Below are 25,537 nucleotides of genomic sequence, written 5' to 3' on the forward strand. Positions count from 1 at the left end.
TGCGGTTGAGATTGTCAGGTCAGGTAGTTCAGCAGGCTCATCTGCTGCAGGCGCGCGGTCAGCGCAAAGGACGTCTCGATATGCTGCGTCAGATCCGCGACGCGGGTGGCTGCCTCGGCGGGGTCGACGCCTTCCAGATCAAGGATATGGCGCTCGAACAGGTCGACCTGCGTCTTCATGCGGTCGCTGGCGTCGGAGACCCGCTTCTCGGCAAGGCCGGTCTCGGCCTGCAGTTGCCCTAGCCCGCCCAGCGCCTCGCCGACCATCGCCTGGGCGCGGCCGACAACGGTGGTCTTCGCCGCCTGGCTGATATTGCCGGACAGCAGGCCGGTGATCAGGGCGGAAGCCATGGCGAGCTTGCGGATGCTGTCGTCATTGGCGCTGGCCGAGGTTTGGGTGGTTTCGCCCAGCGAAATGCGGCTGACGATCTGCTGGTCGGTGGCGTTCGACCAGTTGGCCTGCCAGCCGGAGCCCATGAACTGCGGCAAGACATTGCTGGTGATGAAGCCGTCCATCTGGGCGGCGGTGATGTTGGCAGCGAGCGGATCGGCCTGCGTGAAGCCGAAATACGACGAGAAGGAAGCGTCGAACGCCGCCTTGGCCGGCGAGCCCGCGGCGGTGAAATCGTCGATCGGCTTGACGTCGGTGTTGGTGCCGGCAAACAGATATTCGCCGTTGACGCTGGCGTTGAGGATAGAGGTCATCTGCTGCACGGCGGCCTTGCCGGCTTGCTGCGTGATGGTGCTCGAGGAATTGCCGGCGGCGGTCAGCGCGGTCAGCAAATTCTGCGCAGTGTCGGAAAGCTGGCCAAGCGCAGCCTGCGTCGAGGACAGCCGCGCGGTGACCAGCGAATTGGAATCGATGATGACGTTCAACCGGTCGAGGTCGCGCGAGAAGGTGACCGCCTGCGAGGTGCGCGCGCCGAGCGCCAGACCGACATCGGCGACGGTGCCGGTCGTCGATTCCTTGGTGGCTTTGACCAGTTCGGCCTGCATGCGCATCTGCTGATAGCGCGCGGCGTTGGAGAGGGCGGCTGATGAGACGGATGTGGCTTTCATGGCTTATCCTACGGCATCGAGCAGGGCCGACAGCATGTCGTCGACGGTTTTCATCATGCGCGCCGAGGCCTGATAGGTGTGTTCGAGGTCGAGCAGCAGCGACATCTCCTGGTCGACATTGACGCCGGTGTCGTTGGACAGCGCCTCGGCGGTGCGCGATGCCAGCGCTTCCTTGGCGTCGGCGTTGCTCGAGGCCTGCTGGCGCTGGCCTTCGAACCAGCCAATGGCATTGGCGGCGTAGTCGGACACGCTGGACGTGACGGTGATGCCGGCCGCAGCGTCGAAAGGCATCGGCTTGTCGAGCTTGTCGCCATAGCCGATCAAGAGCTGCGAATAGGAGGCGTTGCCGGCAGTGTTGGCGATATAGGCCGCACCATTGGCGCCGCCGTCGCGCAGCAGCACCGGATTGCCGCCGACGCTCGAGTCCATTGCGGCGTTGACCTTGATCGAGCCGGCAAGCCCGTCGATCAGCGTGCCGGCGGCCGGAATGGCGGGCGCACCCGACCAGGTGAACAGGCCGGTTCGGTCGGGCTGCGAAGGTGCTGTTTCGGCAAAGGCGGTGATGAGGCCGCGCGCCACTTCGTCGAGCTGGCTCTGCATCGTCGCCGCGACGCCGTCGCGCAAGGTGATGAGCCCGGCGAGCTTGCCGTCGGCGCTGGTGTTACCGCCAGCCCCGGCGCTGACCGGCACATTGTCGATGTAGATGGTGTTGCCTGGTGTGCCGGCCGTGTAGCCCGCCGACGGGGTGAAACTTACCGAGCGCGGAATGGTCTCGAACAGTGTCGTGCCATCCTTGGTGGTGATGACCATGTCGTTGTCGCCACGCGTGAAGGTCGACACCGGCACATAGTCCGCGATCTTCTTCAGCAAAGCGTCGCGCTGGTCGAGCGCGTCGGATGCGTCGGTACCCGAACGGGTTGCGGAGATGACCGCCTTGTTGGCGTCCTGGAACTGACTAAGCAGCGAGTTGAGATCGTTAACCGCCGTTGATATCTCGCCATCGGCCTGGGTGCGGAAATCCTGGATCGCGTTGGTGCCGTCGTTCAGAGCGCGCACCACCTGCTGGGCCGCGTCGATGACGCTGGAGCCGAGGTTCTGGTTGGATGGCGTAGCGGCGTAAAGCTGCAGCGCGTTCTGCAGCTTGCCGATCGCGGTCGAGGCAGAGGAGGAGTTGTCGACGCCGTTGACGGCAACGGCGAGGCGGTCAATTCCGCTGTAAAGCGTGCTCTGGCCGCTCCATGCCGATTGCGCGCTAAGGTTCTGGCGAAACAGCAGGGCGTTGGTGGCGCGCTGGATCTCGACCGAGCGGGCGCCGGGCGCGCTGCTGACGACGACCGCCGTGCGGCGGGCATAGTCGGGGTTGCTGGCGTCGGCAATATTGCGGGAAAGGACGCTGGTCTGCTTCGATGTGGTCTGAAGCGACTGTTGGGCTATGGTCAATGCGGAAGTCAGCGACATGCGGGTCTTTCACGAGGCCAGTGGGGAGGGGATGACGTCTCTGCCCTGTCGGCGGCGTCGGCGTTCGGAAACCTGCAATTCCAGACCACCCCGGCCGGTTTGCCGGTGTGGCCTTGAATTCGAAATCCGCGCACCGCGCTGCTCTGGTTTGGGTTCATTCCCCTGGCGCCCGTCGTTTATCTCTTCAGGTTGACAAGGACATCCATGAGGTCGGAACCGGTCTGGAACACTTTCGAGTTAGCGGTGTAGCTGCGCTGCGCCGCGATCATGTTGGTCAATTCCTCGGCGATATCGACGTTGGAATTTTCCAACGCGCCGGAGATGATGCTGCCGAGCTTGCCTTCATTGGCGAAGCCGATGCGCACGGTGCCGGAGTCGGTGGACTGCGCATAGACATTGCCAGGCAGTGCGGTGAGGTTGTCGGCGCTCTGGACGTCGGCCAGTGGGATCTTGAACAGCGGCTTGGTCGAGCCGTCCTGATACTGGGCGTAAATGACTCCGTCCTCGCCGATCTGGATCTTTTCGATCGTGCTGGGCGCGTTGCCGTTGACCTTGGCTTCGGAGACCGTGAAGCCGGTGCCGAGCTGAGTCAGCTTGGACAAATCGAGGTCGAGCGACGCACCGCCCGGTACGGGGATCGTTATGCTGTCGACCGCGCCGGTTAGCTTGCCGGTGGTGGTGTCGAAGGTCAGGTTGGCCGTGGCCAGCGCGCCGCCCGTATAGGGGAAGGATGTGCCCGGCGTCGCCTGGGACTGGTCGAACACAGAGACCGACCAGGCGCCGGTGCCGGTGTTGGTGAAATAGACGTCGAGCAGCTTCTTGTTGCCGAGATTGTCGTAGGTGACCATCGAGGATTTCGACGTGTATTCCGCCGTCGGGCTGTTGGTGGACGGCAGCGGACCGGCGGGCGGCGTGGCGCCGGCCGGCAGATTGGCGTTGAAGTTGCCCGCGGTGCTGGGCGTCGCGGTCATTTCCTGGTCGGAGATCTGGACCGGCACCAGCCCTTCGAAACCGTTGGCGGTGGCAGCCGGTGTGCCGTTGGCGTAGCTGTAGGCCATCAGCTGGTAGCCGGCGGCGTTGACCAGTCTGCCCTGAGCGTCGGGAACGAATGCGCCGGCGCGGGTGAGGAAAGGCGTTCCGCTGGGGTCCTGGACGACGAAGAAACCGTTGCCGTTGACCGCAAGGTCGGAAACCGAGGTCGTGTACTGCAGCACGCCCTGGGCGCTGATGGCCGAGCGGATGGTGGTGTTGACGCCGCCGGAATTATAGGCGCCGCCGACCTGCGGCATGATCAGCGTCGAAAACTCGGCCGAGGATCGCTTGTAGCCGGTGGTGTCGGAATTGGCGATGTTGTCGGCTGTGGCCGAAAGGCGGTTGGCCTGCGCGTTCATGCCGGAAACGCCGGTCCGCATCATTCCGTAAAGGCTCATCGAACGTCTCCTCAATGCCCAACATCGTTGGGCCCATCTGTGGTCGCGAGGATATAATTTCTGTCTTGCGCGAGGCTGGCGCAGACCGCCATCAGAACACCAGCCGGTAGCCAAGGAAGCGCTTGGAATCTATCGGGTCCTGGCCGAGCTTTTCGCGCAGCTTCTTGCGCAATTTGGAGATGTGGCTCTCGACGACGTTCTCCTCGACCTCTTCGTCGAAGATGCCGTAGATGGCGTTGAAGACCTGGGTCTTGGTGACGCGGCGTCCGCGGTTGCTCGCCAGATATTCGAGGATGCGGCGTTCGCGGCGCGGCAGAGGCAACGGCTGGCCATCGATCTCGGGATCGCGGCCGTCCATGAAGATGCGCATGGCGCCGATCTCGGTATAGCTGACGTCCTCATGGGCGCGGCGGCGGATGGCGGTGATGCGGGCCAGGATCTCCCGGATATGGACCGGCTTGCGGATGACGTCGTCGACACCGCTCTCGAACAGCCGCAGCGTATTTTCAAGCGAGTGCTGTTCGCTGAGCGCGATAACCGGAGCGCCGGTGCGGTCGCGGATCTGGCGTGGCGAGATGGCGCCTTCGCGGCAGTCGCCGATGAGGAAGGCTCGGACCGATCGCAAATCCGTGTCGGCGGCCGATGTCACCCACTCGCCGAATTCACCGGACGCGAAGCCTGCACAGGCGACGCCCTCACGATCGAAAAGTGAATTATAGCCTTCAGTTACGAGCTCACGCTCGTCAACGATTACAATCATCGGCCCCGCCTCCGAATCAGATCATCTGCCCCGTGGGAAGAGCCGTAACCGGTGCCGGGAATCCTGAACAACCATCATTTCTTGTAGCTATTTTCTTGGGAGTTATTTCGAGTTTCGAAATAACCGCAATCAGGAGGTTGTATCGTTGGTTGCCGAACGGGTGACGTGGCACGTCACCCGCCGGGCGTGGATTTGCAGCCGTTCGCAAGAGATGATTCACCTAATGGTTGCAGAAGTTGCGGGCGTTCGGGGTCCATTTGCCGAAGCCGGTGGCGACCATATTGGCGATGACGCGGCAGACATAGAATTTCTGCGCGGGGTCATTGTCGGGGCCGGCGTGGTAGCGGGCGACGGCCATCGACCAGCTGACATGACGCGCATGCAGGCTGGCCAGGAAGCGCGCGGCATAGTCGACATTCTGGCGCGGGTCCAGCATGTCGTCGACGCTGCGGAAATGCGCGGCGTGATAGTGATGGTTGATCTGCATGCAGCCGAGATCGATGAGTGTCTTGCCCTCGCGCCGGGCTGCTTCGAAGGCGGCCAGGGCCTCGGTGCGGTTCCTTGGAAATACCGCTTTCCCCTCTATATTCAACGCATTAGGCTGCAGGCTTCCCTTCTTGCCGGTCTCGGTCAGTCCGACCGCATAGAGGATGCCGGCCGGCACGCCATAGCGATCGGCGGCACGCAAAATCTCGGGCTCGCAAGGGTTGGTGGCGGCGGTGGCCGGCTTGGTGGCGAGGCTAGATAAACATATCGTCGCCAGCACGCTCGCGAGCAGGCGCGCCAGCGCGGCCGAATTCCTGGGCATCGTCATTGCGGTTTCTTCCCGACTGGTGGCCGCCCGAACCCGTATTGTTGCCGCTCGAGTTTCCGGGCTGAAAAGCGGACTGGTCGCGGCCTTGCGGCATTGGATGCGAGTTCGCTGCATCGCTGCGGGCCGCCGCGTGGATCGCTATCGAGGGTTGCAGGATGGTCACCTTGTCGACATCGAAGCCGAGCCCGCGCAACGACTTCACGATGGCGTCGCTGTCGGTGGCGAGACGGCGGTAAGCCTCATGGGTTTCGGGCTTCAATTCTATCGAAAGTTGTTCTCCGGAAAGCCTGAGACTGGCGGTGACCATGCCGAGCTCTGCCGGGTGAAGCTCGATCTTCAATATATGTGTCGGAACGGCAACAGAACCGGCCGTCTGGGCGGTCGTCGACGGCGTCGAAACCGCTTGCCGCAGGCCGTTATCCGAAGCCAGCGCGTCGATAAGCGCCGAAGTCGTTTGGTTTATCGGACTATGCGCCGGCGCGGGGAAGCTCTGTTCGGCGACAATGTCGACGCGCGCAGCGAATGGCGGCTGTTTTCCCTGTGTGGACGATGCCGCGGAATGGGCTCCATCGACGGACTTCGCCGACGGCGCGGACCGTTTTGCCTCGGGTGCCGAAACGTCGCTTGCCGTCTGGCCCGCCGGTAGAGGAGGCGTCGGACCATCCTGGTGCGGCAGTTTGCCGGACTGGAGCCCGATCGCGGGCAGCTTTTGCCCCTGATCCTGTGCGGAAACGCTGGTACCGGGCTTGGCCCGTTCCGATCGCGTCGTCGTGTCGAGTCTGTTGTCAATGCCGGACGCTGCGCGGTGTCTCTTCAGAGGCGACGTCTGTGCAGAAGTGGCCTCGCCAGCGGGCGCCGGTTGCCCAGTCTGTCCATTCGTCGCGATGCCGTTCCCGCTTGTCCGGACCGTTGAGAAATGCCTGATATCGTGCAGCGCCAGCACCAGTGGCAAATGATCCTGCAGCGATCCTGCATCCGCGTCTCGTCCGGCCACCTCAGCGTCCTTGGATGGTTTGTCCGGGCCACTATCGGCATGTTCTTTTGCGGCCTTGCCGGCAGCGGATTTCGTCCCCGTTTTGCCAGACTGGGTGTGTGGGATTTCGCTTTTGCCGGGACCGGCAGGGCTGCGTTTGGCCCAATGCAGCTCGTGCGACGCGGCCTCAATTGCTCCCTGGCCTATCGGTGTCGGCGCATCGTCGTCGCCGCGCACCATGTCGCCGAAGCTTTTGTCGCCGCCCTTGGCGTTTGAGGCCGACTGCTTCGATCCGGCGTGCGCGGGAGCCGGCAGGGCCTGGCCAACATTGGTGGTCATTTCGGGGCTGCTCCAAGCATCTGGTCGATCAAATCGAGCTGGTGACGCGTCCTCGCCATGGCGGCGTCGGTGGGATCGGTAGGCTCTACTGCGGCGGGGGCCGGCACCGATGCCGGCACGACCGGAGCCGCATCGCTGGCCGAGGCGACTGCAGGCGTTTCCGCCGCCTTTGGCTCGGGCGTGCTCGGTGCCTGCGCGGCCGGCTCACTTGCCGCCTTCGGTTGGTCGGTTGCGGGCTGTTCACTCGACGTTGTGGCGGCTGGCTGTTCCGGCATCGCGCCTTCGACCGGCGGCAGCTCTGGCTCGTCGGGTCTTTCCAGGGCCGCGGTCTTGACCGGCTCCTGCCTGGCCGCGGCAGGTGCGGGCTTTTCGGCAGGCAGCGGCGCCGGCGGGGCGATGACTTCACCCGCCACGGCCTGCGCGGCATCGAGCAGGTCGCGGTCGCTTTGCGAAAGCTGGTTGCGATCGATCTTGTCCAGCTTGGCGCGGACCTCGCCGATGGTGCCGGACGTTACCGTGGACAGGCTGGAATAGAGCTGGGCGCGCGGATCGTCCTGATTGTGGATGCCGTCGCGGCCCCGTTCAGCCCTGGCCGAGGCAAAGGCGGAGAGATCGGCAAAGCCGTCGATCGCGGCGCGGCGGGCGATGCGCAGATAGATCACCTTCTCGCGTTCTGGATCCATCATTGCGGTGATGTCGGCGAGCTTGTCCTGGCTGATCGCCATGTGCAGCGTGATGACGCCGGAGACGAAGGCGTCGGCGAACTGGCTGGCATAGGGCGAATAGAGGTAGTCTTCGACGTATTGGGTTGAGGCAAGCGCGAAACGCGCACCGTCGCCTTGCGCGGCGGCGATGCCGACCGAGCGGCGCAGTGCTGCTTCCTCGACCAGCGTGCCGGGGCTGAGCAGGCGAGCATCGTCGAGCAGCGCAAGCGCGCTGACCGGTTGCTCGGTGGCGAGAAGCGAGCCCTTGACCAGCGCCAGAAAGGCACCGACATCGGGGGGCAGGGTCATCGGATCGATCGGCTTCAGCGCCTCGATCGCAGCCGCCTGCCGGCCGTTCAGATAATCGACAATGCCCTTGGCGATGGTCAGGCTTTGCGGGTCGGTCTTGGCGCGCGACACCGCCGCCTCGACGGTGACGGGGTTGCCGCCACTCATGCCATAGACCAGCAAGGCGCGAAAATTCTTCGGGTCGCTGAAATCATCTGCGTCCGCCGCGCGCAGCCTTGTGTCGGCCATTTCGAGCAGCTTGGCCTGCATCGGCAGCGCGGCGTGATCGCCGGCGGCGATGCGGTCCTGCACAAGCTGCAGCGAGCGCACCAGCTGATAGGGCTGCAAGCCGTCCTCGGCGAAGGCCGATGGCGGATGGACAGCGCTCAGCAGCAGCAGCCCGACGGCGCGGCCGATGATCGCGGCGCGCCTCATCCGTCGGTCGCCATCAGGATTTCGATGCGGCGGTTCGCGGCCGCCATCGGGTCGGCTGCAATTTTCGGCTCGCGATCGGCGAAGCCGGCGACCTCGGTGATGCGGCGCTCGTCGACGCCGCCGCGCACCAGCATGTAATAGGCGGAATGGGCGCGCGCCGTGGACAGCCGCCAATTGTCGTAAGTGTCGCTGCGGAACGGCCGCGCGTCGGTGTGGCCGTTGATGCTGATCGTGCCTTTCTGCTCGTTGACGATGCGGCCGATCTTTTCCATCGCCAGCACCAGTTCACGCCTAGGCACCGCCGATCCGATCTCGAACATGCCGAAATCGAACTGGTCCGTGATCGAAATGACGACACCCTTGTCGGTGGCTTCGACGGAGACGCCATTATGCAATTTGTCGCCTGGCTTGAAGGCCTCGGCCAGTTCCTGCTTGACCTGCGCCGCGGCTCTAACAGTGGCGGCCGTCGGCGCTTTTTCTGCGGCTTCGGGTTTGGGTGCGGGTTGTGCTTCGGCGGCTTCGGCCTTTGCAATTTCGGCCTTGGCTGCTTCAGCCTTGGCCTCTGTTTTGGCTTCAGCCTTGGTCAGCGGCTTATCGGAAACGGATTTCGCCAGCGGCTCGAGCGGCGCCGCGGCCACTGGCGGCGCGGCCGGCACGGCCTTCACCTCCGCCACTTGCGTCTGTGCCGCCTTGTCACCCGGCTTCAGGGGATCGCCTTCGATCTTGGTGCGTTCGGCGGTGGCTTCGGCGCCTGGTGCAGCCACCTGCTGCGACCAGAAATCCGGCGCGAACGGGTCGCGGTAGGATTGGCCGCCGGATGCGCCGGTAGCCGGGCCGGACGCCTGCGCGCCGCCATCGCCCTTCTCGCTGACATTTTGCATGACGCCGGTGTCGGTGGCGATTTCCGACAGCACCGCATAGGGATCGGCAAACAGATGCTCGTCGGAAAGATCCGTCTTTGGCGCCGATTCCTTCGGCTGCTTCTTGTCCGAGGTGCCGGCGCCGCCGATGCCGTCCTGTCCGGCCTTGCTGGTCTTGTCCCGCGGGTCGTCCGCCGTCAGCCCGACCTTGCTCGGGCCATCGCCGAGGTCTTCAAGGCCCTTGCGGCTGGCGTTGCGATCGACCAGCTTGACCGGGTTGAAATAGCTGGCAACGGCAGCCTTGGTCTGCTCGTTGGCGGCGTTGATCAGCCACATGACGAGGAAGAAGCACATCATGGCAGTCATGAAATCGGCAAAAGCAATCTTCCAGACGCCGCCGTGGTGGGCGTCGTCGTGGTCGTCGTGATTGCGCCGCACGATGATGATCTCGTGCCTGGGCTCAGCGGCGTCGGCAACGCTCATGACGTCCACTCGTTCATAATAGGGCCCCCGCTCATGACAGGGCCTCCGACAAGGCGGCCGACCATTCGGCAATGCGGGTTTCGAACACCGCCTCGTCAATGGCGACGGTAAGGTCGAAGCCGGGCGCCTCGATGAAATCGAGATTGGCCGCGCGTGGGCCGAGCGAAGCCTTCAGTGCCTCGAACAATGACAGCGGTCCGCGCACGGCGATGCGCACCGCCTCGCTGTCGCCGACGGCTTCGCGGATCGTGCCGGCAAGGGCTTCCAGCGAACGCTTCTGCAGATCGTCGCTGACAAGGCCGCCAATGATGCGCGCAATGGTGGCGCCGACGAGGTCGCTGACCTTGGCCTCCATGATCTCGATACGGGCAGTGACGACCGCGCCGAGATCGCCGCCGAAACTTTCCAGAAAGGCCTTTGCTTCATCGGCATTGGCCTGTCTCTGCGCCTCGAGCGCTGCCTGGTGGGCGATGGCAAGGCGGGCTTCAAGGGCGGCTTCGGCATCGATGACCGCTTCGGCGATCAGCGCGCCGATGTCGGCCTGCGGCGCCGACGTCTCCGGCCTTGGCTCGGCCATGGCCGCGAGCGAGGGCTGGCCGGCACGCTGGCTGCGTGCGCCGAAATCCGGCAAAAGGTCGAAAAGCGCTGCCGAGGCCATGGTCTATACCGCTGCTTCCTGGGCCGCCCATTTGCGCAGGATCTGCGCGGTGCGCTCCTCATTGATGTCGACCATGCGGGCAAGCCGCTCCTGTGGCGCCGGCCTGATCTTCTGGCGAAGATCATCGAGTGGAGTCGGGCCGGGGCGGCTGCCGGGCAAGGCAGCCGGCGCCGGTTCGGCGCCGGCGGCTTCGGGTGTCGGCAGCGAACGCTGGACGTCGTCGAAGCTCGGACCGGCAAGTGCCGGCGTCGGCCGCGCGCTCAGCGCGGTGGCCATTGGCCTCAGGCCGAAGAAGGCGACCAGGAACACCACGACGATGAAAGCGCCGGCGTTGATCATCGTACCGGCATGGGTTCCGATCGACGCCATTATGCCCGGCTGTTCGACCGCCTCGCCGTCGAGCCCGTCGATGAACTCGACGGCCGAGACATCGATGATGTCGCCGCGCTTGTCGTCGAAGCCAGTGGCCGAAGCCACCATCTTCTGGATGTCGGCAACGCGCTTGGCGATCTGCTCGGGCGTTGCGTCCTTGCCGAGGATGGTCATCAGCCGCTGCTGATTGACGACGACGGCGATCGACATCTTGGTGACGGAATAGCCGTTCGAGACTGTGGCGATCTTCTTGGAGTTGATCTCGTAATTGGTGATCTCCTCCTTGCGATCATTCTCCGATGACGTCTGCGGACCATCGGTGCTGGTCGCCTGGGTCTCGGGCAGGTTCTGCTCGACGGTGGCCGGGGTCGAGGCCTGCCTCTGATTGCTGTTTTCGTTGGCGCGCACCGACTGCACGGAACGCTCCACGCGTGACTCCGGATCGAAGATCGTCTCTTCGGTCTGGCGGGTGTCGGTGTTGACATCGGCCTTGACGCTGGCGCGGAAATTGTCGGGGCCGAGATAAGGCGTCAGCGCGCGGCGGATGTTGTCGCCGATCTGCGCCTCGACGGTCTGCTCGACGCCGAGCGTGCGGGCAGCACTTGTGTTGGAGGGATCGTCGCCGGCGGCGAGAAGGTTGCCGTTGGAATCGAGCACGGTAACCTTGTCGGCCGACAGGCCCGGCACGGCGGCGGCGACGAGATGGCGGATCGACATGGCGCTCTTTTCGGCGTCGATGCCGGAATAGCGGATGACCACCGAGGCGGAGGGTTGCTGTTCGTCGCGGCGGAAATTGGCGCGCTCGGACATGACGATGTGAACGCGGGCGGCCTTGATGCCGGATATCGACTGGATGGTGCGGGCGATCTCGCCTTCCAGCGCGCGCACGCGGGTGATCTGCTGCATGAAGGAGGTCAGGCCAAGAGAACCGACATTGTCGAACAGTTCGTAGCCGGCATTGGCGCTGGTCGGCAGGCCCTTTTCGGCGAGCAGCATGCGCGCCTGCGCGGTGGTGCCGGCCGGCACCAGCACGGAGGTGCCGTCGGAGCCGACGTCGAAGCCGATGCCGGCTTCGCCGAGCACCAGGCCGATCTGGTTCACGTCGGAGCGATCGAGCCCGACATAGAGCGTCTCATAGGCCGGGCGGTTGAGATAGACCGAGCCGATGCCGATGACGGCCATCACCAATGCGGCAATGCCGGCCAGCATGGCAAGGCGCCTGACGCCAAATGCCCTGAGATTCGAGATGATGCTCTGGATCTGTTGCGGCACGATTCAAGCGCTCCCAGCATGATATTCCGTGGGAACACTAGACCGCGAAGCTTGTGCGAAGATGATAGAGCATGTCGCCCGGAAGTGTGCAGCGGTTCCGGGTCAACGACATGCGTCAAAACACACCCATACAGGAAAGGGCCGCGCTGTTGGCGCGGCCTATTCAAGGAAGAGAAAGCCGGGTCAGGCTTACTGCTTGAACAGCGCCAGGATCGACTGCGAGTTGCCGTTGGCGATCGACAGCGACTGGATGCCGAGCTGCTGCTGGACCTGGAGGGCCTGCAGCCGCGTGGATTCCTTGTTCATGTCGGCGTCGACCAGCGCGCCGACGCCCTTGTCGATGGAGTCCGAGAGGTTCGACAGGAAGCTCTTCTGGGTGTCGATGCGCGACTTGGCGGCGCCGAGATAGGCGGCACCCGTGGACAGCTTGGCAAGCGCCGTTTCAACGGCGCCGAGTGCGGTGTCGATGGCCGCCGGGAGGACCTGGGTGGTGCTGGGATCGAAGAAGGTCGTCGCCAGCAGAGCGCCGACGATGCCGCCAGTGCCAGGAAGATCGAGAACCTGCGTGTCGGCCGCCTTGACGTCGATGGTGTCGATGGCGACGGTCGTGCCGGTGCGGTTATAGGACGCGACGATCTTCAGGTCGGAGGTCGCAGCAGCGTCGTTCTGCAGCAGGTTCGAGCCGGCATAGGAGGCGTTGGTGACCGACGACTTGATCTGGTCCTGGATGGCCTTGATTTCGGTCGCGATCTTCTGCTGGTCGTCCTTGCTGGCGCTGCGTGCAGTGACCAGCTTGGCCTTGATCAGGTCGACCTGGTCCTTGATGTCGGTGATGGCGGTGTAGGCGGTATCGACCTTGCCGGCGCCGAGGCCAAGCGCGTCCTGAACGGCCGAAAGCGCCTTGTTGTCGGACTTCATCGTGGTGGCGATCGACCAGTAGGCGGCGTTGTCGCTGGCGGTGGCGACGCGGTAGCCGGTCGAAATGCGTGACTGGGTGGTTTCAAGCTGCTTGTTGGTGTTGTTCAGGCTCTGCAGCGCGGTCAGAGCCGAAGCGTTCGTCATGATGCTAGCCAAGATATTTACCCCTTTTCAAACACTGGCGTGTCCCGAACACGCCGGATCAACTTCATCAAGGGGGTAGGCATAAGCCCATCGACCGTATGGTCTGCCCGCCATGGAATGGTTAACCATGACTACCGGGATATGGTTAACGGCCTGTTAAACCAAGCCATTCAGGGCGCTGGCCAAGAGCAAAAATCGGCAGCCATTCAGCAAGACAATCAACAGCCGCAAAAGAAATCGGGCCGCGCTGTTGGCGCGGCCCGACGGATGGTGTCAGTCGTAATGTCGAGAGATCAGCCGCGGAAGAGCGACAGGATCGACTGCGAGTTGCCGTTGGCGATCGACAGCGCCTGGATGCCGAGCTGCTGCTGGACCTGCAGGGCCTGCAGCCGCGTCGATTCCTTGTTCATGTCGGCGTCGACCAGCGCGCCGACGCCCTTGTCGATCGAGTCCGACAGGTTCGACAGGAAGCTCTTCTGGGTGTCAATGCGCGACTTGGCGGCGCCGAGCGAGGCAGCGCCGGTGGACAGCTTGGCAAGCGCGGTTTCAACAGTGCCGAGCGCGGTGTCGATGGCGGCGGGGGTAACCGCCGTGGTGCTCGGGTCGAAGAAGGCAGCGGCGAGCAGGCCGCCGACGATGCCCCCCGTGCCGGCGACATCGAGAACCTGCGTATCGGCTGCCTTGACGTCGATGGTGTCGATGGTGACGGTCGCGCCGGTACGGTTGTAAGCCGCAACGATCTTCAGGTCGGACGCAGCGGCAGCGTCGTTCTGCAGCAGGTTCGAGCCGGCGAAGTTGGCGTTGGCGACCGAGGACTTGATCTGCGCCTGGATGGCGTTGATTTCGGTCGCGATCTTCTGCTGGTCTTCCTTCGAGGCGCTACGGGCAGTGACCAGCTTGGTCTTGATCAGGTCGACCTGGTCCTTGACGTCGTTGATGGCGGTGTAGGCGGTGTCAACCTTGCCGGCGCCGAGGCCGAGGGCGTCCTGCACGGCCGAGTTGGCCTTGTTGTCGGACTTCATCGAGGTCGCGATCGACCAGTAAGCGGCGTTGTCGGAAGCGGTGGCAACGCGGTAGCCGGTCGAGATGCGGGCCTGCGTCTGCTCGAGGGATTTGTTGGTGTTGTTCAGGCTCTGCAGCGCGGTCAGCGCCGAGGCGTTCGTCATGATACTGGACATGGCTACTCGTACCTTGATTTTTACAGGGTGTTTTTGACATACCGGCTTTTCCGGTATGACGGAGCGGCATCATGCCAATGATCGTGAGACCCGATCACCCGCCATCTGCGAGCAATATGCGGGCAAGTCCCTACCAAAGGGCTAAACGGGACGGTTAACCGGAAATATATTGCATAAAACTTTAGCAAGGCGCCAACGGCGCGCGGACGGTCAGGTGAAGGAGCGCACCAGGCTGCCGACAAGCAGGTTCCAGCCGTCGATGAGGACGAAGAACAGGATCTTGAAGGGCAGCGAAACGACGGTCGGCGGCAGCATCATCATGCCCATGGCCATGGTGATGGTGGCGACGATCAGGTCGATGACGAGGAACGGCAGCACGATCAGGAAGCCGATCTCGAAGCCGCGGCGGATTTCGGAGATCATGAAGGCCGGCACCAGGATGCGCAGGTCGACGGTGTCCCTGGCAACGACCTGGCCGCGTTCGCGGGCGAGATCGGCGAACAGGTCGAAGTCCTTGTCGCGGACATTGTGCAGCATGAAGGTGCGGAACGGGTCCGAAATCTTTTCGAACGCCTCGGTCTGGCTGATCTGGTTGTCCATCAGCGGCTTGACGCCGGTGTTCCAGGCCTGGTCGAAGGTCGGCGCCATGACGTAGAAGGTCATGAACAGCGACAGCGAGATCAGGATCAGATTGGCCGGCGTCGACTGCAGGCCGATGCCGGCGCGCAGGATCGAGAAGGCGATGACGAAGCGGGTGAAGCTCGTCACCATGATCAACAGGCCCGGCGCCACCGACAGCACGGTGAGCAGACCGAACATCTGGATGATATAGCCGACGGTGGCGCCGTCGGCCTTGCCGATGCCGCCGAGATCGAGCTGCTGGGCGGCGGCGACAGAGGTGGCGGCGACGACGATCGCGGCGGCGAGGACGAGTTTTCTCATTCGAGCAGCAATGTCCTGATCAGAACCTGTTTGGCATGGCCACCGCTGCGGATTGCGGCGCGCTCCTCGAGGTCGGCTTTCAAATGCTGGTAGCCGCTGGCGCCTTCGATCTGATGCATCTTCAGGGTGCGGACCATGGCAAGCAGGTCCTGGTGAATGCTTTCGGTAAGTTCCGGCGGCTGCGGCGCATCGTAGACCACCGACGCTTCCAGCCTTATCCAGGTGTCAGCAGGCGAAGCCAGATTGGTGGTGATCGGCGCCAGCTGGACAAGCGTCGGCCCGGTGCCGGGAGCATGTTCGGCCGCCTTGCTCGGTTGCTCGGCATTGGACTGGTTCTCCGGTGCGGCGGGCACAGGCACCGGTCCCCCGACGCCCTTCAGATAGCCGCCGGACATCCAGCCCATGCCGATCGCGGCGCCCGTCACCGCCAGCAGCATCGCAAGCTGGATGACAAGCGACGGGCCCTTTTTTTGCTGAACCTGTTCGACATTTGCCACGGCGCCGTTCTCCAGTCCTAAAAGGGGAGGACTTGGTCGAGGATCTGCTGACCGTAAGCGGGCTGCTGGATTTCGCTGACGCGGCCGCGGCCGCCATAGGAGATGCGCGCCTCGGCGATGCGTTCATAAGAGATGGTGTTTTCAGCGCCGATATCGGATGGACGCACCATGCCGGCGATGGTCAGCACCCTGAGCTCGTAATTGACGCGCACTTCCTGCGAGCCGCGGATCATCAAATTGCCGTTGGGCAGGACTTCGGTGACGACCGCGGCGACGTTGAGCTCGAGGTTCTCCGAGCGCTTGATTTCGCCGTCCGCATTGGTTTCGGTGGTGGAACTCAAGCCGGCGTCGCCCTTGCCGCTGGTGGTGGCACCTTCCCATCCGAGGTTGACGTCATAGCCGAGCTTGCGCCCGGCGGTGCGGCTGCGGTCGTTCTGGTTCTTGAAGTTGGCCTTGTCGTTGAGCTTGATCCTCACGGTGAGGATGTCGCCGTCGCGCAGCGCGCGTGGGTCGGTGAACAACCGGCTCTGGCGGTCGTCCCACAGCGAGAATTTCTTCACCGGCGCGGCTGGCGTTTCGGGATAGGAGTAGGGCGCATTGACGCTGCCGGTAATGCCGGTGCCGACCGGCGACAGCGCCGGCTCCCTGCCGATCTCCCTGGGGTCGGAGGCGCAGCCGGCAAGTGAAGCCGTGGCGACCAGGGCGAGAATATGCGACTTCATGACGGATCTACCCTTCGGGCCGCGCTGGCCATGATGCCGGTGAGTGTGGCCGCTGCCTTCTGGTCCATCTCGTTGAGAATGACGCCGGCCTTGCGCGAATCGAGTTTCATCAGGATGGCGGCGGCGAGATCGGCGTTGACCATGGCCAGGCGCTCGGCCGCGGCATCCGGTTTCATGCCGGCATAGATCTTGACGACGCCATCCTCGGCGCGGGCCAGGAAGACTTCACGCCGTTTCAGCCATTGCTCGTATTCGGCGCGCTTGTCGTCCAGCGCCTTCATGCGCAGGTCGATGCCGGCCTGCAGCTGCTTCAGCTCTTCGGCCTGCAGCGCGTAACGGCGGTCGCGGGCGGCGTCGGCGATGTTGGAGCAGAAGCGCTGGATCTCGCTTTCATCGGGCACCTTCTCGCGGACCAGCTGCTGCACTGCCGCCGGCTGTTGCCCGCCAGGCAGAACCTGCCGCACCGCTTCTTCCGCGCGGACAGTGCCGCCGGCAAGGACGGTGGCGGCGATGACGCAAGCTGCCAAGGCTGCGCTGCGGCGGTGCTGCTTTTGGGAAAAGAAATCGATCATCGGCATGGCCTATTGGAGAACCAGATCGGCCTGCAAAGCGCCGGCCGACTTGATGCCTTGCAAAATGGCAATGATGCCGTCCGGCTTGACGCCGAGACGGTTGAGGCCCGACACCAGCGTTTCGAGGTTCGGTCCGTCGAGCACATTGACGCGGGCGTCAGGCCGCGTGGCGTCGATGGTGGTGAACGGTTCCTCCGCTGTCACGCCCTTGGAGAACGGTTCGGGCTGGACGATCTTCGGCTGCTCGGTGATCCGCACGGTGAGCGTGCCGTGGCTGATCGCCACCCGCGAGATCTTGACCTCGTTGCCGATGACGATGGTGCCGGTGCGTTCGTCTATGACGACGCGTGCCGGCGTGTCTGTCTCGACCACCAAATTCTCGATCTCGGCGTAGAAGCGCGCCGCCGAAACATTCTTCGGCCGCCTGATCTGCACGGTGCGTGCATCGCGCTCCGCCGCCACGCGCATGCCGAAGCGTTGCGAGGTGTAGCCGTTGATGGCGTCGGCGATGCGGACGGCAGTGGAGAAATCGGGGTTGCGCAATTGCAAGGTGAGCAGCGCCTGGTCCTCGAATTCGGCGCGCACAGTGCGCTCGACGATGGCGCCGTTGGGCACGCGGCCGGCCGTCGGCACGCCCTGCGTCAGCTTTTCGGCATCGCCTTGGGCAGTGAAGCCGGAAACGATGACCGAGCCTTGCCCGACAGCATAGATCTCGCCATCGGCCGCCTTCAGTGGCGTCATTATCAGCGTGCCGCCGGCAAGCGATGTGGCGTCGCCCATGGAGGAGACGTCGATGTCGATGCGGGCGCCCGACTGCACGTAAGGCGGCATGTTGGCGGTGACGATGACGGCGGCGACGTTCTTGGCCCGCGCGCTGCCGCCTTCGGTGGCGATGCCGAGATTTTCGAGCATGGCGCGGATCGACTGTTCGGTGAAGGGCGAATTGCGCAGGCTGTCGCCCGATCCGGCGAGGCCGATGACGAGGCCGTAGCCGACGAGCTGGTTGTCGCGCGAAGCCTGCAGCTGCGCAATGTCCTTGATGCGCGATGCGACCTGGCCGGGTGGCAGAGAGCTTGGGCCGTTGGAGACCCTGAACATGCGGTTGGTGGTGGCCGGATCGTATTCGGGATCGACAAAGGCGCCGCCATTCTGGCCGGCAAGATCGCGCTTTTGCTTCGGCGTAAGACCGTCGGCCAGCGCCGGCTGCAGGCCGACAACGGCCGCGAGCAGAAGGGCAGCTCCGCGTCTCATGACGCGCTGACCCGGATGGTGCCGTCAGCCATCACCGTGCCGGAAAAGATCTTGCCGCTGTCGGTGTTGCGGACCTTTATCAAATCGCCGGCGGCACCCGGCTGCAGCGACACCGCCGTGGCCGAAATGGTGAGGTCGCCGGCGATGAAATAGACCTGCACGTCGGCGCCCTGTTCGACCAGCCAGGCGTCGCGGATGGCGGCGACCGGGATATAGCGGCCGGGCAGCAGCGTGCGCTTGGCGACCTTGCCCTGGAGTTCCATGGCCCGCGTGGCGACCGCATCTGGCCTGTGCTTGCCGGGGAGCAGCGTCACCGGTTTCAGCGCGCCGGTGTCGATCATCTCGCCGGGATAGATGACCCGGTTGGGGATCAGCACGATCTCGCCGGTTGCCTGACTGCTTGCGACCTGGGTGGTGGTCTCCTGATTTGCCGCTTCCTGCGCAAACGCCGGGACACCGCCGGCTACCAGCGCGAGCATCAGCGCGGTGCGGCAAAGCGCGGAGCGGGAGGCCGGAGAGACCATCAAACCTTACCTGATGTTCTTGGACACGACCGAGGCCATGTCGTCGGCGGCCTGGATGACCTTGGAGTTCATCTCATAGGCGCGCTGCGCCGAGATCAGCTCGGTGATTTCCTTGACCGGATCGACGTTGGAGGCCTCGAGATAACCCTGCTCGACCGAGGCGAAGCCGGGATCGCCGGGCACGCCGACATTGGCCGGGCCGGAGGCCGGCGTCTCCTGGAACAGATTGTCGCCGAGCGGCGCGAGGCCGGCTTCATTGGCAAAGTTGGCGAGCTGCAGCTGGCCCAGCAGCTGGAGGTCGGTCTGGCCGTCGATGCGGGCAAAGACCTGGCCGGTCTTGTTGACGACAACTTCGATGGCATCGGTCGGCACGGTGATGGCCGGGATGACATTGGCGCCGTCGACGGTCACCAGCTGGCCGGTGGCGTTGGTGTTGAAGGCGCCGGCGCGGCTGTAGAGCGTGCCGCCGTCGCCGCCCTCGATCTGGAACCAGCCGCGGCCCGTCAGCGCCATGTCGAAACTGTTGCCGGTCGAGGTCAGTTCGCCCTGCGTATGGACGTTGCGCACCGCCGTCGTCTTGACGCCGAGGCCGATCGACACGCCTTCCGGCACAAGCGATGAATTGGAGCGGTTGGGCACGCCCTGCGTGCGGTCGACCTGGTAGAGCAGGTCGGAGAATTCGGCGCGCGCGCGCTTGTAGCCGGTGGTGTTGATGTTGGCGATGTTGTTGGCGATGACTTCCAGATTTGTCTGCTGGGCATTCATGCCGGTCGCTGCGATGGCGAGTGCTTTCACGGCAAGTCTCCTCAGATGCCCATACGGCTGATTTCGAGATAGGCGGAGACGACCTTGTCGCGGATGGCGATCGTGGTCTGCAGGGCCTGCTGGGCGCTCATGACGGCGTCGACGACCTGACGGGTATCGGCGTCGCCCTTGAGCGCCTGGATCGAGACCTGCTCGGCGTTGTGCAAGGTGTTGACGGTCTTTGAAGCAGCCTGGCTCAGCGCTTCGGCGAAGGTGGCGCCGATTTCGCTGCCGGCCATCGGCGCCCTGGTGCCCTGGAACAGGTCGGTCGTGGTATCGGCGCCACCGATCTCCGGCTTGAGGGGAAGCGATCCGATACCGCCAATGCCGCTGATCATTACTGGTTCCTCATCAGGTCGATGGTCATGGAGATCAGATCACGCGCCTGCTTGATGACCTGAAGGTTGGCTTCGTAGGAGCGGTTGGCCTCGCTCATGTCGGCCATCTCGACCAGCACGTTGACATTGGGCATCTTGACGTAGCCCTTGTCGTCGGCGGCCTCGTTGCCGGGCTGGAATTCGACGGGAAAGTCGCTGGGGTCGCGGTCGATGGAGTTGACCTCAACTGTCGTGCCACCGGAGGCACGGTCGAGTTCCGAGACGAAACTGATGGTCTTGCGGCGATAGGGGTCAGCGCCCGGGGTGTTGCCGGTCGACTGCGCGTTGGCGAGATTTTCCGAGACGACGCGCAAGCGGTCCGACTGGGCGCTGAGGCCGGACGCGGCGATCTTGAGGGCTGAGGTCAAGGCGTCCATGGTCAGCTCTTCACCGCCATCATCATCATCGAATGGAAGGCCTTGACGATCGCGGTGTTGAGTTCAAACGAGCGGCGGACCTCGCCGGCCTTCATCAGTTCGTTCTCGACCACGACCGTGTTCTTCGAGGGCATGATGGCGCCGGTCGTCTCTTCTGGCTTGACCGTGAAGCCGGCATTAGTGGCGGCAGTGCCGAGGTGGCCTGCCTGGGTGGCGGTCAGCGACACTGCCGTGCGGTCGAGCACCTTCTCAAACGGCTCGACATCGCCGGCGGTGTAGCCCGGCGTGTTGACGTTGGCGATGTTGCCGGCAATGGCCGACTGGCGCACCGACAGCCATTGCGACTGCTTGGCGGCGAGATCGAAAAGATTGACGGGCTCCATGGGGATCTCCGGGCTGGTACGTACAAGACTAGGCTGCCAGTCTTGCGCGGACCTTGCGCGGCTCGGGGGTAAATCCGGTGTGCCGCTATTTGGAGAGTTCGATCACCTGGTCGGTGCTGGTGACCATGACCCACTTGCCGCCCCGTTGCTCGATCGACGAGACGACGCTGGTATCGGGCAGCTTCGAGCCGCGCTGGACGATCCACAGGCCGGCATCGTCCTCGATCATGGCGCGGCCATTGGCGACATGAACCATGCGAAATTTGGCGTCCGCCGGGAAGGGCTGCTCGTCGACGCCGGGAGGCTGGGTCTTGTCCTCGGGGTCCTGCAGCGTGCCGGTGGCGAACAGGTCGACATCGGGAACATCGTTTGCCGTCAGCGGCTGACCGCTGTTCTCCATCTGCGAGCCGCCGCTGACCCGCCCTGCATTGGTGCCGCTGCCGCCGAACTTGATCGCCTGCACGCCGAACTGGTCCTGATTGAAGAAGATATACCAGGGAAACAGCGCGCAGATCAGGCCAAGCGTGATGCCGAGCGCGGCAAAGACGATATCGCTGCGGCGGTCGGATTTCTTGTCGAGCCTGGGATATTGCGGCCTTGGCGGCTGCGGCCATTCGGTGACCGGGAACAGCCCGTCGAGAAGCGAGTCACGACTGGTCTCGATCGCTTCTTTGGGGCCGGCGCGAGGGGTCCTTGGCAATTCAGGCTTGACGACGCTGGGCAAGGCAGGCTCGGCCAAGCGAGGCACAGTGGACTCGACTACGCTGGCTACCCTGGGCAAGAATGGCCTGGCGGCCCTGGCCAGAATGGCCTCAGCCTTGGCGGCCTTGTCGAGATCGGCCTTTGCCCTGACAGCTCTCGCTTCGTTGGCCCGGGCTTCCTCGGCGGCACTGGCCTCTGCGATCATCTCGCGCAAAAGCCGCTCGGTGTACTGAAGCTCAGTCTCCTGCATCGACACTTTGCTTGCCTTTCAGATGACGGGCGAGGTCGAAGAATGCGTCGCTCGAGGCGCGATCCCTGGGCGACTGCGTCAGCGCCTCGTAGATCAGCGGCACCTGGCGCACGGCAATATCGAGCTCGGCATCGGCGCCGCCCTGATAGGCGCCGAGCAGGCGGATGTCGCGCGTGTCCTCGAAGCGCGAGATCATCGACTTCAGCCTGGTCACCAGCATGCGTTGCTCGGGGCTCCATGCCTTGTCGGCGAGGCGCGAGATCGACGACAGCGGATTGACCGGGGGGTAGCGGCCCTGTTCGGCAATGGCGCGGTCGAGCACGACATGGCCGTCGAGAATGCCGCGTACCGAATCGGCGACCGGGTCGTTGTGGTCGTCGCCGTCGACCAGCACCGAGATGATGGCAGTGATTGATCCCTGTCCTTTGATACCGGGGCCTTCAGCGCCCGGGCCAGCGCGTTCGAGCAGCTTGGGCAGGTCGGTGAAAACCGAAGCGGGATAGCCGCGGGCGACCGGCGGCTCGCCGGTGCCGGTCGCTACCTCGCGCAGCGCATGGGCAAAGCGGGTAATCGAATCCAGCACCAGCAGCACGCGATGGCCCTGGTCGCGAAAATGTTCGGCAACGCGCATGGCGGTATCCGGCGCGCGCCGGCGCATCATGGCGCTCTCGTCGCTGGTAGCGACGACGGCGACCGTCTTGGCCATGCTCTCTGCGCCGATCGTGTCTTCGAGGAATTCGCGTACCTCGCGGCCGCGCTCGCCGATCAGCGCCACGACCACGGTGTCGAAGGCGTCGGCGCCGGCCAGCATGGCGAGCAGCGTCGACTTGCCGACGCCGGAACCGGCAAAGACGCCGAGGCGCTGGCCGAGGCAGAGCGGCGTGAAGATGTCGATGACCTTGACCCCGGTCGTGAAGGCGGTGCCGACGCGCTGCCGCGCCATGGCGCCGGGCGTTGTGCCGTCGCCGCTCGCAGCCTCGCCGATCCTGATCAGCGGCGGGCCGCCGTCGATGACGCGGGTCAGCGCGTCGATGGCGCGCCCACGCCACGAAGCATGCGGCGTTACCGTCAGCGGGCCGCGGCGAAACACGGCGTCGCCGATGCCGGCGTCGGCGCTGCGTTCGAAAGGGGCGATGACGACTTCGTCGCGGCCGATCCTGACGATCTCCCCGCGGCGCGTTCCGGCATTGCCGCGCTGCTCGACGAGGTCGCCAAGCCTTGCGACTTCGGACAGGCCGCGCACCTTGTAATGCGTTGGCGAAACCTCCGAAACACGGCCGCCGCGCCGCAGCAACGTCTCGGTGTCATCGAAGCGGCGCCAGATCCGCTCCAGCGCAGCCAGCCGGTTTTCCGGTGCTGTCTCCGGTTGCCGTTCAAGCGCGCGTATCGATGATTTGCTGCTCGACATGCTGCTACGACTTGGAGCCGAGCGTCTTGATGGCGTCGTCGGTCGAGGCATCGGTCTGGCGCATCAGCGCCGCCGTGTTCTCGAAGGCGCGCTGGACCATGATCAGGCGCGTCATCTCCAGCACCGGATTGACGTTGGATTCCTCGACATAGCCCTGCGCGACGCCGAGATCGGAACGGTCGGTGACCGGCTCCGGCGCACGCGCGGGCACTATGCCAGAATTGCCGTAGCGGACGAAATTCGGGCCGGGATCGAAATTGAACAGGCCGATGGCGCCGACGAGCTTGTCGCCCTGGCGCAGCGAGCCGTCGGCGCCCGCCTTGGGTGGGCCGTCGCTCGGGTCGAGCTGGATCGGCGCACCGCCGGCGTCGAGCACCGGATGGCCTTCGAGCGACATCAACTCGCCGTTCTCGTTCATCGAAAAGCGTCCGTCGCGCGTCATCACGGTGCCGGCCGGGGTGTCGATGCCGAACCAGGCATCGCCCTGGACGGCGAAGTCGAACGGGTTGCCGGTCTGCGTCATCGCGCCATGCGCGCCGGACAAATAGGTCTTGCCGGAGGAGGCGAAGGACACCGATTTGGGGCCGCTGCCGGAGACGACATCCTCGAACTTCACGCCGGTGGCGCGAAAGCCGATGGTCGAGGCGTTGGCGACATTATCGGCGATGGTGTCGAGACGGCGCTCAAGCGCGATCTGCGAGGAAAGGGCGACGTAAAGGCTGTCCTGCATGGTGTTCTCAGAATCTCAGTTTCTGCATGGCCATCATCAGATCGGTCGAGATGCCGACGGTGGTCGGCTGCGCAAACAGCACACCGATCGATGTCTGGGCGGTCGAGGTCGGATGATTGATTTCCCAAAGGCTGGTGAAGCGGGTGAGGAATTTCTCGAGCTTGGCCGGGTCGGTGAAATCGGTGAGGTCGAGCTTTGCCTCGAAGGCCTGCGCCTGCTTGTCGATATCTGCGGCAGCGAAGGAATCGGGCAGGCCGATGGCGGTGCGTACCACGCTGGCCAGGGCCGTGTCGGCCAGCACGTCGTACCAGTTGGTGATGGTCGAGGCCTTGCGCTCGAAATAGAGCGCCAACCGCACGCCCTCATTGGTCTTGCCGGCGTCTTCTTCCAGGGTCTGGCGCATGTATTTGTCGACCACCGGCTGCTGCGACGGGCTGCGGGTCGTTGCCGCTTCGCCGTAGGCCTCGAAATTCAACGAGGTGGCGAGCCTGGCATAGGCCTTGTTGGAGAGCTTGTTGGCGACACTGGCGGGATCGCGGACACCGCCCTCAAGGACATCACGGACGAGATCCTTGTTGGTGGTCGCCGGATCGAGCCCGCTTGCGGACAGAGCATAGTTATAAAGGCGGCTGTCGGCCATCAGGTCGTCGACCGATTTCACCTTGGTGATGTTGGCGAGGTAGTAGCTGGTCTCGGCCTGGACGGCGTCCGCATTCGGCTTGATGAGGCCAAGACTGGACTCGGTCGTGTAGAGCTTCGGCGTGGTCTTCAGCACCGCGTCGCGCGTGGTCGTCTGATCGCCATACTGGGCAAAATCAAAGGCGCTGACGAAGTTGGCGTAGCTCTTGTCGGTCAACAGGTTGGCGGGACTCAACGGATCAGTGACGCCGCCATTGACCATGGTGCGGATCTGCTTCGTCGTCTGGGTCGATGCATCAAGCCCATAGGCAGCCATGGCGAAGGTCAGCAGGCGCTTTTCCTTCAGCAGGTCTTCGATGGACTTCACCTTGGAGATGTTGGCTGCGTAGTAGTCGGCCTCGCCCTTGATGTATTGCGCGGTCGGCTTGACGAGCAACAGTCCGGTTCCGCCGATCACAGCCTTCGGCACCGCCTGCTGGACGGCGTCGCGCGCCGTAGCCTGGTCGCCATATTGGGCAAAGTCGAAAGCCGCGACGAAAGCCGCATAGCCCTTGTTTGTCGACGTGTTTGCGGGGCTGTTCGGGTCGGTGACGCCGCCTTCCAGCATGGCCCGCACGGTCGCAGCCGGCTCGGCGTCGGCGTCCAGGCCGAACGCGGCCATGGCATAGCTGAGCAGGCGATCGTTGCCCATCAGGTCGTCGATCGATTTAACGTTGGAAATATTGCTCAGGTAGTACGAGGTTTCGCCCTTGTAGTAGGTGAAGCCGTTCTGCGAAGGGCCGACCGAGACCTGGAGACCATAATTGTTGGTCACGCCCTGCTGTGCCGAATTGTAGCTCGTGGCATTAGGGCCCAGGGCGGCGAAATTGAAGGCCGACACGAACTCGGCATAACGCTTGTCGCTCAGTTTGTTGGCGAAGCTGTCGGAATCCGACACCCCTTCCTTCAGGGCTTTGACCATGAAGGCCTTGGCGTAAGCCATGTCGCCGAGACCGAAGGCTTTCATGGCATATTTGAACAGCCGGTCGTTCTTTACGAAATCGTCGATCGATTTCACGCTGCCGATGTTGGCGAGATAGTAGTCGGTGTCGCGCTTGGTGATCGGCTCCGCCTCGATGCGGTCGATCGCCTTGGGGATGTCCCTGGCGATGAGCTGGTAGCTGGTAAAAGTGCTCAACACGACATGCCTCCGGTCGCAACTTCAAAAGCAAGACT

General features: G+C 64.0%; 26 protein-coding genes. All 26 read right to left on the minus strand.

Features of this window, described 5'->3' with window-relative positions:
- Positions 1-14: 14 nt before the first annotated feature.
- On the minus strand, positions 15-1,058 hold the full coding sequence (locus ACYG9R_RS17285) for a flagellar hook-associated family protein (RefSeq protein ID WP_023671892.1): 1,044 nt from the start codon (positions 1,056-1,058) through the stop codon (positions 15-17).
- A 3-nt stretch (positions 1,059-1,061) separates the two neighbouring features.
- Complete coding sequence (flgK, locus tag ACYG9R_RS17290) at positions 1,062-2,516, minus strand: flagellar hook-associated protein FlgK (RefSeq protein ID WP_023823316.1); 1,455 nt, start codon at positions 2,514-2,516, stop codon at positions 1,062-1,064.
- A 176-nt stretch (positions 2,517-2,692) separates the two neighbouring features.
- Positions 2,693-3,946, minus strand: a complete 1,254-nt coding sequence (locus tag ACYG9R_RS17295) for a flagellar hook protein FlgE (protein WP_023823317.1) — start codon at positions 3,944-3,946, stop codon at positions 2,693-2,695.
- A 91-nt stretch (positions 3,947-4,037) separates the two neighbouring features.
- Entirely contained in the window at positions 4,038-4,706 is a 669-nt protein-coding gene (locus ACYG9R_RS17300) for a response regulator transcription factor (protein ID WP_023683295.1), read from the minus strand.
- 220 nt (positions 4,707-4,926) lie between these two features.
- Positions 4,927-5,514: a transglycosylase SLT domain-containing protein gene (locus ACYG9R_RS17305; protein WP_373432824.1), complete on the minus strand. Its 588-nt coding sequence runs from the start codon at positions 5,512-5,514 to the stop codon at positions 4,927-4,929.
- Positions 5,447-6,733 (minus strand): flagellar hook-length control protein FliK, encoded by a 1,287-nt coding sequence (gene fliK / locus ACYG9R_RS17310; protein WP_196813570.1) that lies wholly within the window; start codon positions 6,731-6,733, stop codon positions 5,447-5,449. Before fliK ends, ACYG9R_RS17305 begins: the two co-directional genes overlap by 68 nt.
- 95 nt (positions 6,734-6,828) lie before the next feature.
- Positions 6,829-8,259 (minus strand): chemotaxis protein, encoded by a 1,431-nt coding sequence (locus ACYG9R_RS17315; protein ID WP_023823318.1) that lies wholly within the window; start codon positions 8,257-8,259, stop codon positions 6,829-6,831.
- Positions 8,256-9,602 carry a MotB family protein gene (locus tag ACYG9R_RS17320; protein WP_023823319.1) on the minus strand — a complete coding sequence of 449 codons (1,347 nt, stop codon included), beginning with the start codon at positions 9,600-9,602 and terminating at the stop codon, positions 8,256-8,258. The genes ACYG9R_RS17315 and ACYG9R_RS17320 overlap by 4 nt, the downstream gene beginning before the upstream one ends.
- A gap of 31 nt (positions 9,603-9,633) precedes the next feature.
- Positions 9,634-10,260: a hypothetical protein gene (locus ACYG9R_RS17325; protein WP_023683300.1), complete on the minus strand. Its 627-nt coding sequence runs from the start codon at positions 10,258-10,260 to the stop codon at positions 9,634-9,636.
- A gap of 3 nt (positions 10,261-10,263) precedes the next feature.
- Positions 10,264-11,904 carry a flagellar basal-body MS-ring/collar protein FliF gene (gene fliF, locus ACYG9R_RS17330; protein ID WP_023823320.1) on the minus strand — a complete coding sequence of 547 codons (1,641 nt, stop codon included), beginning with the start codon at positions 11,902-11,904 and terminating at the stop codon, positions 10,264-10,266.
- A gap of 189 nt (positions 11,905-12,093) precedes the next feature.
- Positions 12,094-12,978 (minus strand): flagellin N-terminal helical domain-containing protein, encoded by an 885-nt coding sequence (locus tag ACYG9R_RS17335; protein ID WP_023683302.1) that lies wholly within the window; start codon positions 12,976-12,978, stop codon positions 12,094-12,096.
- A gap of 281 nt (positions 12,979-13,259) precedes the next feature.
- Positions 13,260-14,144, minus strand: a complete 885-nt coding sequence (locus tag ACYG9R_RS17340; protein ID WP_023683303.1) for a flagellin N-terminal helical domain-containing protein — start codon at positions 14,142-14,144, stop codon at positions 13,260-13,262.
- Between the two features lie 210 nt (positions 14,145-14,354).
- On the minus strand, positions 14,355-15,086 hold the full coding sequence (fliP, locus tag ACYG9R_RS17345) for a flagellar type III secretion system pore protein FliP (RefSeq protein ID WP_023710973.1): 732 nt from the start codon (positions 15,084-15,086) through the stop codon (positions 14,355-14,357).
- Positions 15,083-15,583: a flagellar basal body-associated FliL family protein gene (locus ACYG9R_RS17350; protein ID WP_023673655.1), complete on the minus strand. Its 501-nt coding sequence runs from the start codon at positions 15,581-15,583 to the stop codon at positions 15,083-15,085. The genes fliP and ACYG9R_RS17350 overlap by 4 nt, the downstream gene beginning before the upstream one ends.
- A 17-nt stretch (positions 15,584-15,600) precedes the next feature.
- A complete protein-coding gene (gene flgH / locus ACYG9R_RS17355; protein ID WP_023691727.1) occupies positions 15,601-16,305 on the minus strand; it encodes a flagellar basal body L-ring protein FlgH in 705 nt (234 codons plus the stop codon).
- Positions 16,302-16,883: a MotE family protein gene (locus ACYG9R_RS17360; RefSeq protein WP_027049841.1), complete on the minus strand. Its 582-nt coding sequence runs from the start codon at positions 16,881-16,883 to the stop codon at positions 16,302-16,304. Before ACYG9R_RS17360 ends, flgH begins: the two co-directional genes overlap by 4 nt.
- A gap of 3 nt (positions 16,884-16,886) precedes the next feature.
- On the minus strand, positions 16,887-18,128 hold the full coding sequence (locus tag ACYG9R_RS17365) for a flagellar basal body P-ring protein FlgI (protein ID WP_023673652.1): 1,242 nt from the start codon (positions 18,126-18,128) through the stop codon (positions 16,887-16,889).
- The gene (gene flgA, locus ACYG9R_RS17370) at positions 18,125-18,652 is read right to left on the minus strand and encodes a flagellar basal body P-ring formation chaperone FlgA (protein ID WP_023807240.1); all 528 of its coding nucleotides are present in this window, start codon (positions 18,650-18,652) and stop codon (positions 18,125-18,127) included. Before flgA ends, ACYG9R_RS17365 begins: the two co-directional genes overlap by 4 nt.
- A gap of 6 nt (positions 18,653-18,658) precedes the next feature.
- Entirely contained in the window at positions 18,659-19,447 is a 789-nt protein-coding gene (gene flgG / locus ACYG9R_RS17375) for a flagellar basal-body rod protein FlgG (RefSeq protein WP_023673650.1), read from the minus strand.
- A gap of 11 nt (positions 19,448-19,458) precedes the next feature.
- Positions 19,459-19,794: a flagellar hook-basal body complex protein FliE gene (locus ACYG9R_RS17380; RefSeq protein ID WP_023686342.1), complete on the minus strand. Its 336-nt coding sequence runs from the start codon at positions 19,792-19,794 to the stop codon at positions 19,459-19,461.
- A complete protein-coding gene (gene flgC / locus ACYG9R_RS17385; protein WP_023686341.1) occupies positions 19,794-20,210 on the minus strand; it encodes a flagellar basal body rod protein FlgC in 417 nt (138 codons plus the stop codon). The genes ACYG9R_RS17380 and flgC overlap by 1 nt, the downstream gene beginning before the upstream one ends.
- A gap of 2 nt (positions 20,211-20,212) precedes the next feature.
- A complete protein-coding gene (gene flgB, locus ACYG9R_RS17390; protein WP_023683310.1) occupies positions 20,213-20,593 on the minus strand; it encodes a flagellar basal body rod protein FlgB in 381 nt (126 codons plus the stop codon).
- A gap of 85 nt (positions 20,594-20,678) precedes the next feature.
- Positions 20,679-21,545 (minus strand): hypothetical protein, encoded by an 867-nt coding sequence (locus ACYG9R_RS17395; RefSeq protein ID WP_023673646.1) that lies wholly within the window; start codon positions 21,543-21,545, stop codon positions 20,679-20,681.
- The gene (fliI, locus tag ACYG9R_RS17400) at positions 21,532-22,953 is read right to left on the minus strand and encodes a flagellar protein export ATPase FliI (protein ID WP_023823321.1); all 1,422 of its coding nucleotides are present in this window, start codon (positions 22,951-22,953) and stop codon (positions 21,532-21,534) included. The genes ACYG9R_RS17395 and fliI overlap by 14 nt, the downstream gene beginning before the upstream one ends.
- A gap of 4 nt (positions 22,954-22,957) precedes the next feature.
- Complete coding sequence (gene flgF, locus ACYG9R_RS17405) at positions 22,958-23,683, minus strand: flagellar basal-body rod protein FlgF (protein ID WP_023823322.1); 726 nt, start codon at positions 23,681-23,683, stop codon at positions 22,958-22,960.
- Between the two features lie 7 nt (positions 23,684-23,690).
- Positions 23,691-25,502, minus strand: coding sequence for a DUF1217 domain-containing protein (locus ACYG9R_RS17410; RefSeq protein ID WP_023823323.1), 1,812 nt, complete (start codon positions 25,500-25,502; stop codon positions 23,691-23,693).
- Positions 25,503-25,537 lie beyond the last annotated feature (35 nt).

The sequence above is a fragment of the Mesorhizobium sp. RSR565B genome (assembly GCF_054719465.1).

Coding starts and splice junctions, on each gene's coding strand:
- ACYG9R_RS17300 (WP_023683295.1), bottom strand. CDS start 4,706: ATGATTGTAATCGTTGACGAGCGTGAGCTCGTAACTGAAGGCTATAAT.
- ACYG9R_RS17320 (WP_023823319.1), bottom strand. CDS start 9,602: ATGAGCGTTGCCGACGCCGCTGAGCCCAGGCACGAGATCATCATCGTG.
- ACYG9R_RS17285 (WP_023671892.1), bottom strand. CDS start 1,058: ATGAAAGCCACATCCGTCTCATCAGCCGCCCTCTCCAACGCCGCGCGC.
- flgC (WP_023686341.1), bottom strand. CDS start 20,210: ATGGACGCCTTGACCTCAGCCCTCAAGATCGCCGCGTCCGGCCTCAGC.
- flgH (WP_023691727.1), bottom strand. CDS start 16,305: ATGAAGTCGCATATTCTCGCCCTGGTCGCCACGGCTTCACTTGCCGGC.
- fliK (WP_196813570.1), bottom strand. CDS start 6,733: ATGGTGCGCGGCGACGACGATGCGCCGACACCGATAGGCCAGGGAGCA.
- ACYG9R_RS17340 (WP_023683303.1), bottom strand. CDS start 14,144: ATGTCCAGTATCATGACGAACGCCTCGGCGCTGACCGCGCTGCAGAGC.
- ACYG9R_RS17295 (WP_023823317.1), bottom strand. CDS start 3,946: ATGAGCCTTTACGGAATGATGCGGACCGGCGTTTCCGGCATGAACGCG.
- ACYG9R_RS17380 (WP_023686342.1), bottom strand. CDS start 19,794: ATGATCAGCGGCATTGGCGGTATCGGATCGCTTCCCCTCAAGCCGGAG.
- ACYG9R_RS17305 (WP_373432824.1), bottom strand. CDS start 5,514: ATGCCCAGGAATTCGGCCGCGCTGGCGCGCCTGCTCGCGAGCGTGCTG.
- fliP (WP_023710973.1), bottom strand. CDS start 15,086: ATGAGAAAACTCGTCCTCGCCGCCGCGATCGTCGTCGCCGCCACCTCT.
- flgF (WP_023823322.1), bottom strand. CDS start 23,683: ATGCAGGACAGCCTTTACGTCGCCCTTTCCTCGCAGATCGCGCTTGAG.
- flgK (WP_023823316.1), bottom strand. CDS start 2,516: ATGTCGCTGACTTCCGCATTGACCATAGCCCAACAGTCGCTTCAGACC.
- ACYG9R_RS17360 (WP_027049841.1), bottom strand. CDS start 16,883: ATGCCGATGATCGATTTCTTTTCCCAAAAGCAGCACCGCCGCAGCGCA.
- ACYG9R_RS17315 (WP_023823318.1), bottom strand. CDS start 8,259: ATGAGGCGCGCCGCGATCATCGGCCGCGCCGTCGGGCTGCTGCTGCTG.
- ACYG9R_RS17365 (WP_023673652.1), bottom strand. CDS start 18,128: ATGAGACGCGGAGCTGCCCTTCTGCTCGCGGCCGTTGTCGGCCTGCAG.
- flgB (WP_023683310.1), bottom strand. CDS start 20,593: ATGGAGCCCGTCAATCTTTTCGATCTCGCCGCCAAGCAGTCGCAATGG.
- ACYG9R_RS17325 (WP_023683300.1), bottom strand. CDS start 10,260: ATGGCCTCGGCAGCGCTTTTCGACCTTTTGCCGGATTTCGGCGCACGC.
- fliI (WP_023823321.1), bottom strand. CDS start 22,953: ATGTCGAGCAGCAAATCATCGATACGCGCGCTTGAACGGCAACCGGAG.
- flgA (WP_023807240.1), bottom strand. CDS start 18,652: ATGGTCTCTCCGGCCTCCCGCTCCGCGCTTTGCCGCACCGCGCTGATG.
- ACYG9R_RS17395 (WP_023673646.1), bottom strand. CDS start 21,545: ATGCAGGAGACTGAGCTTCAGTACACCGAGCGGCTTTTGCGCGAGATG.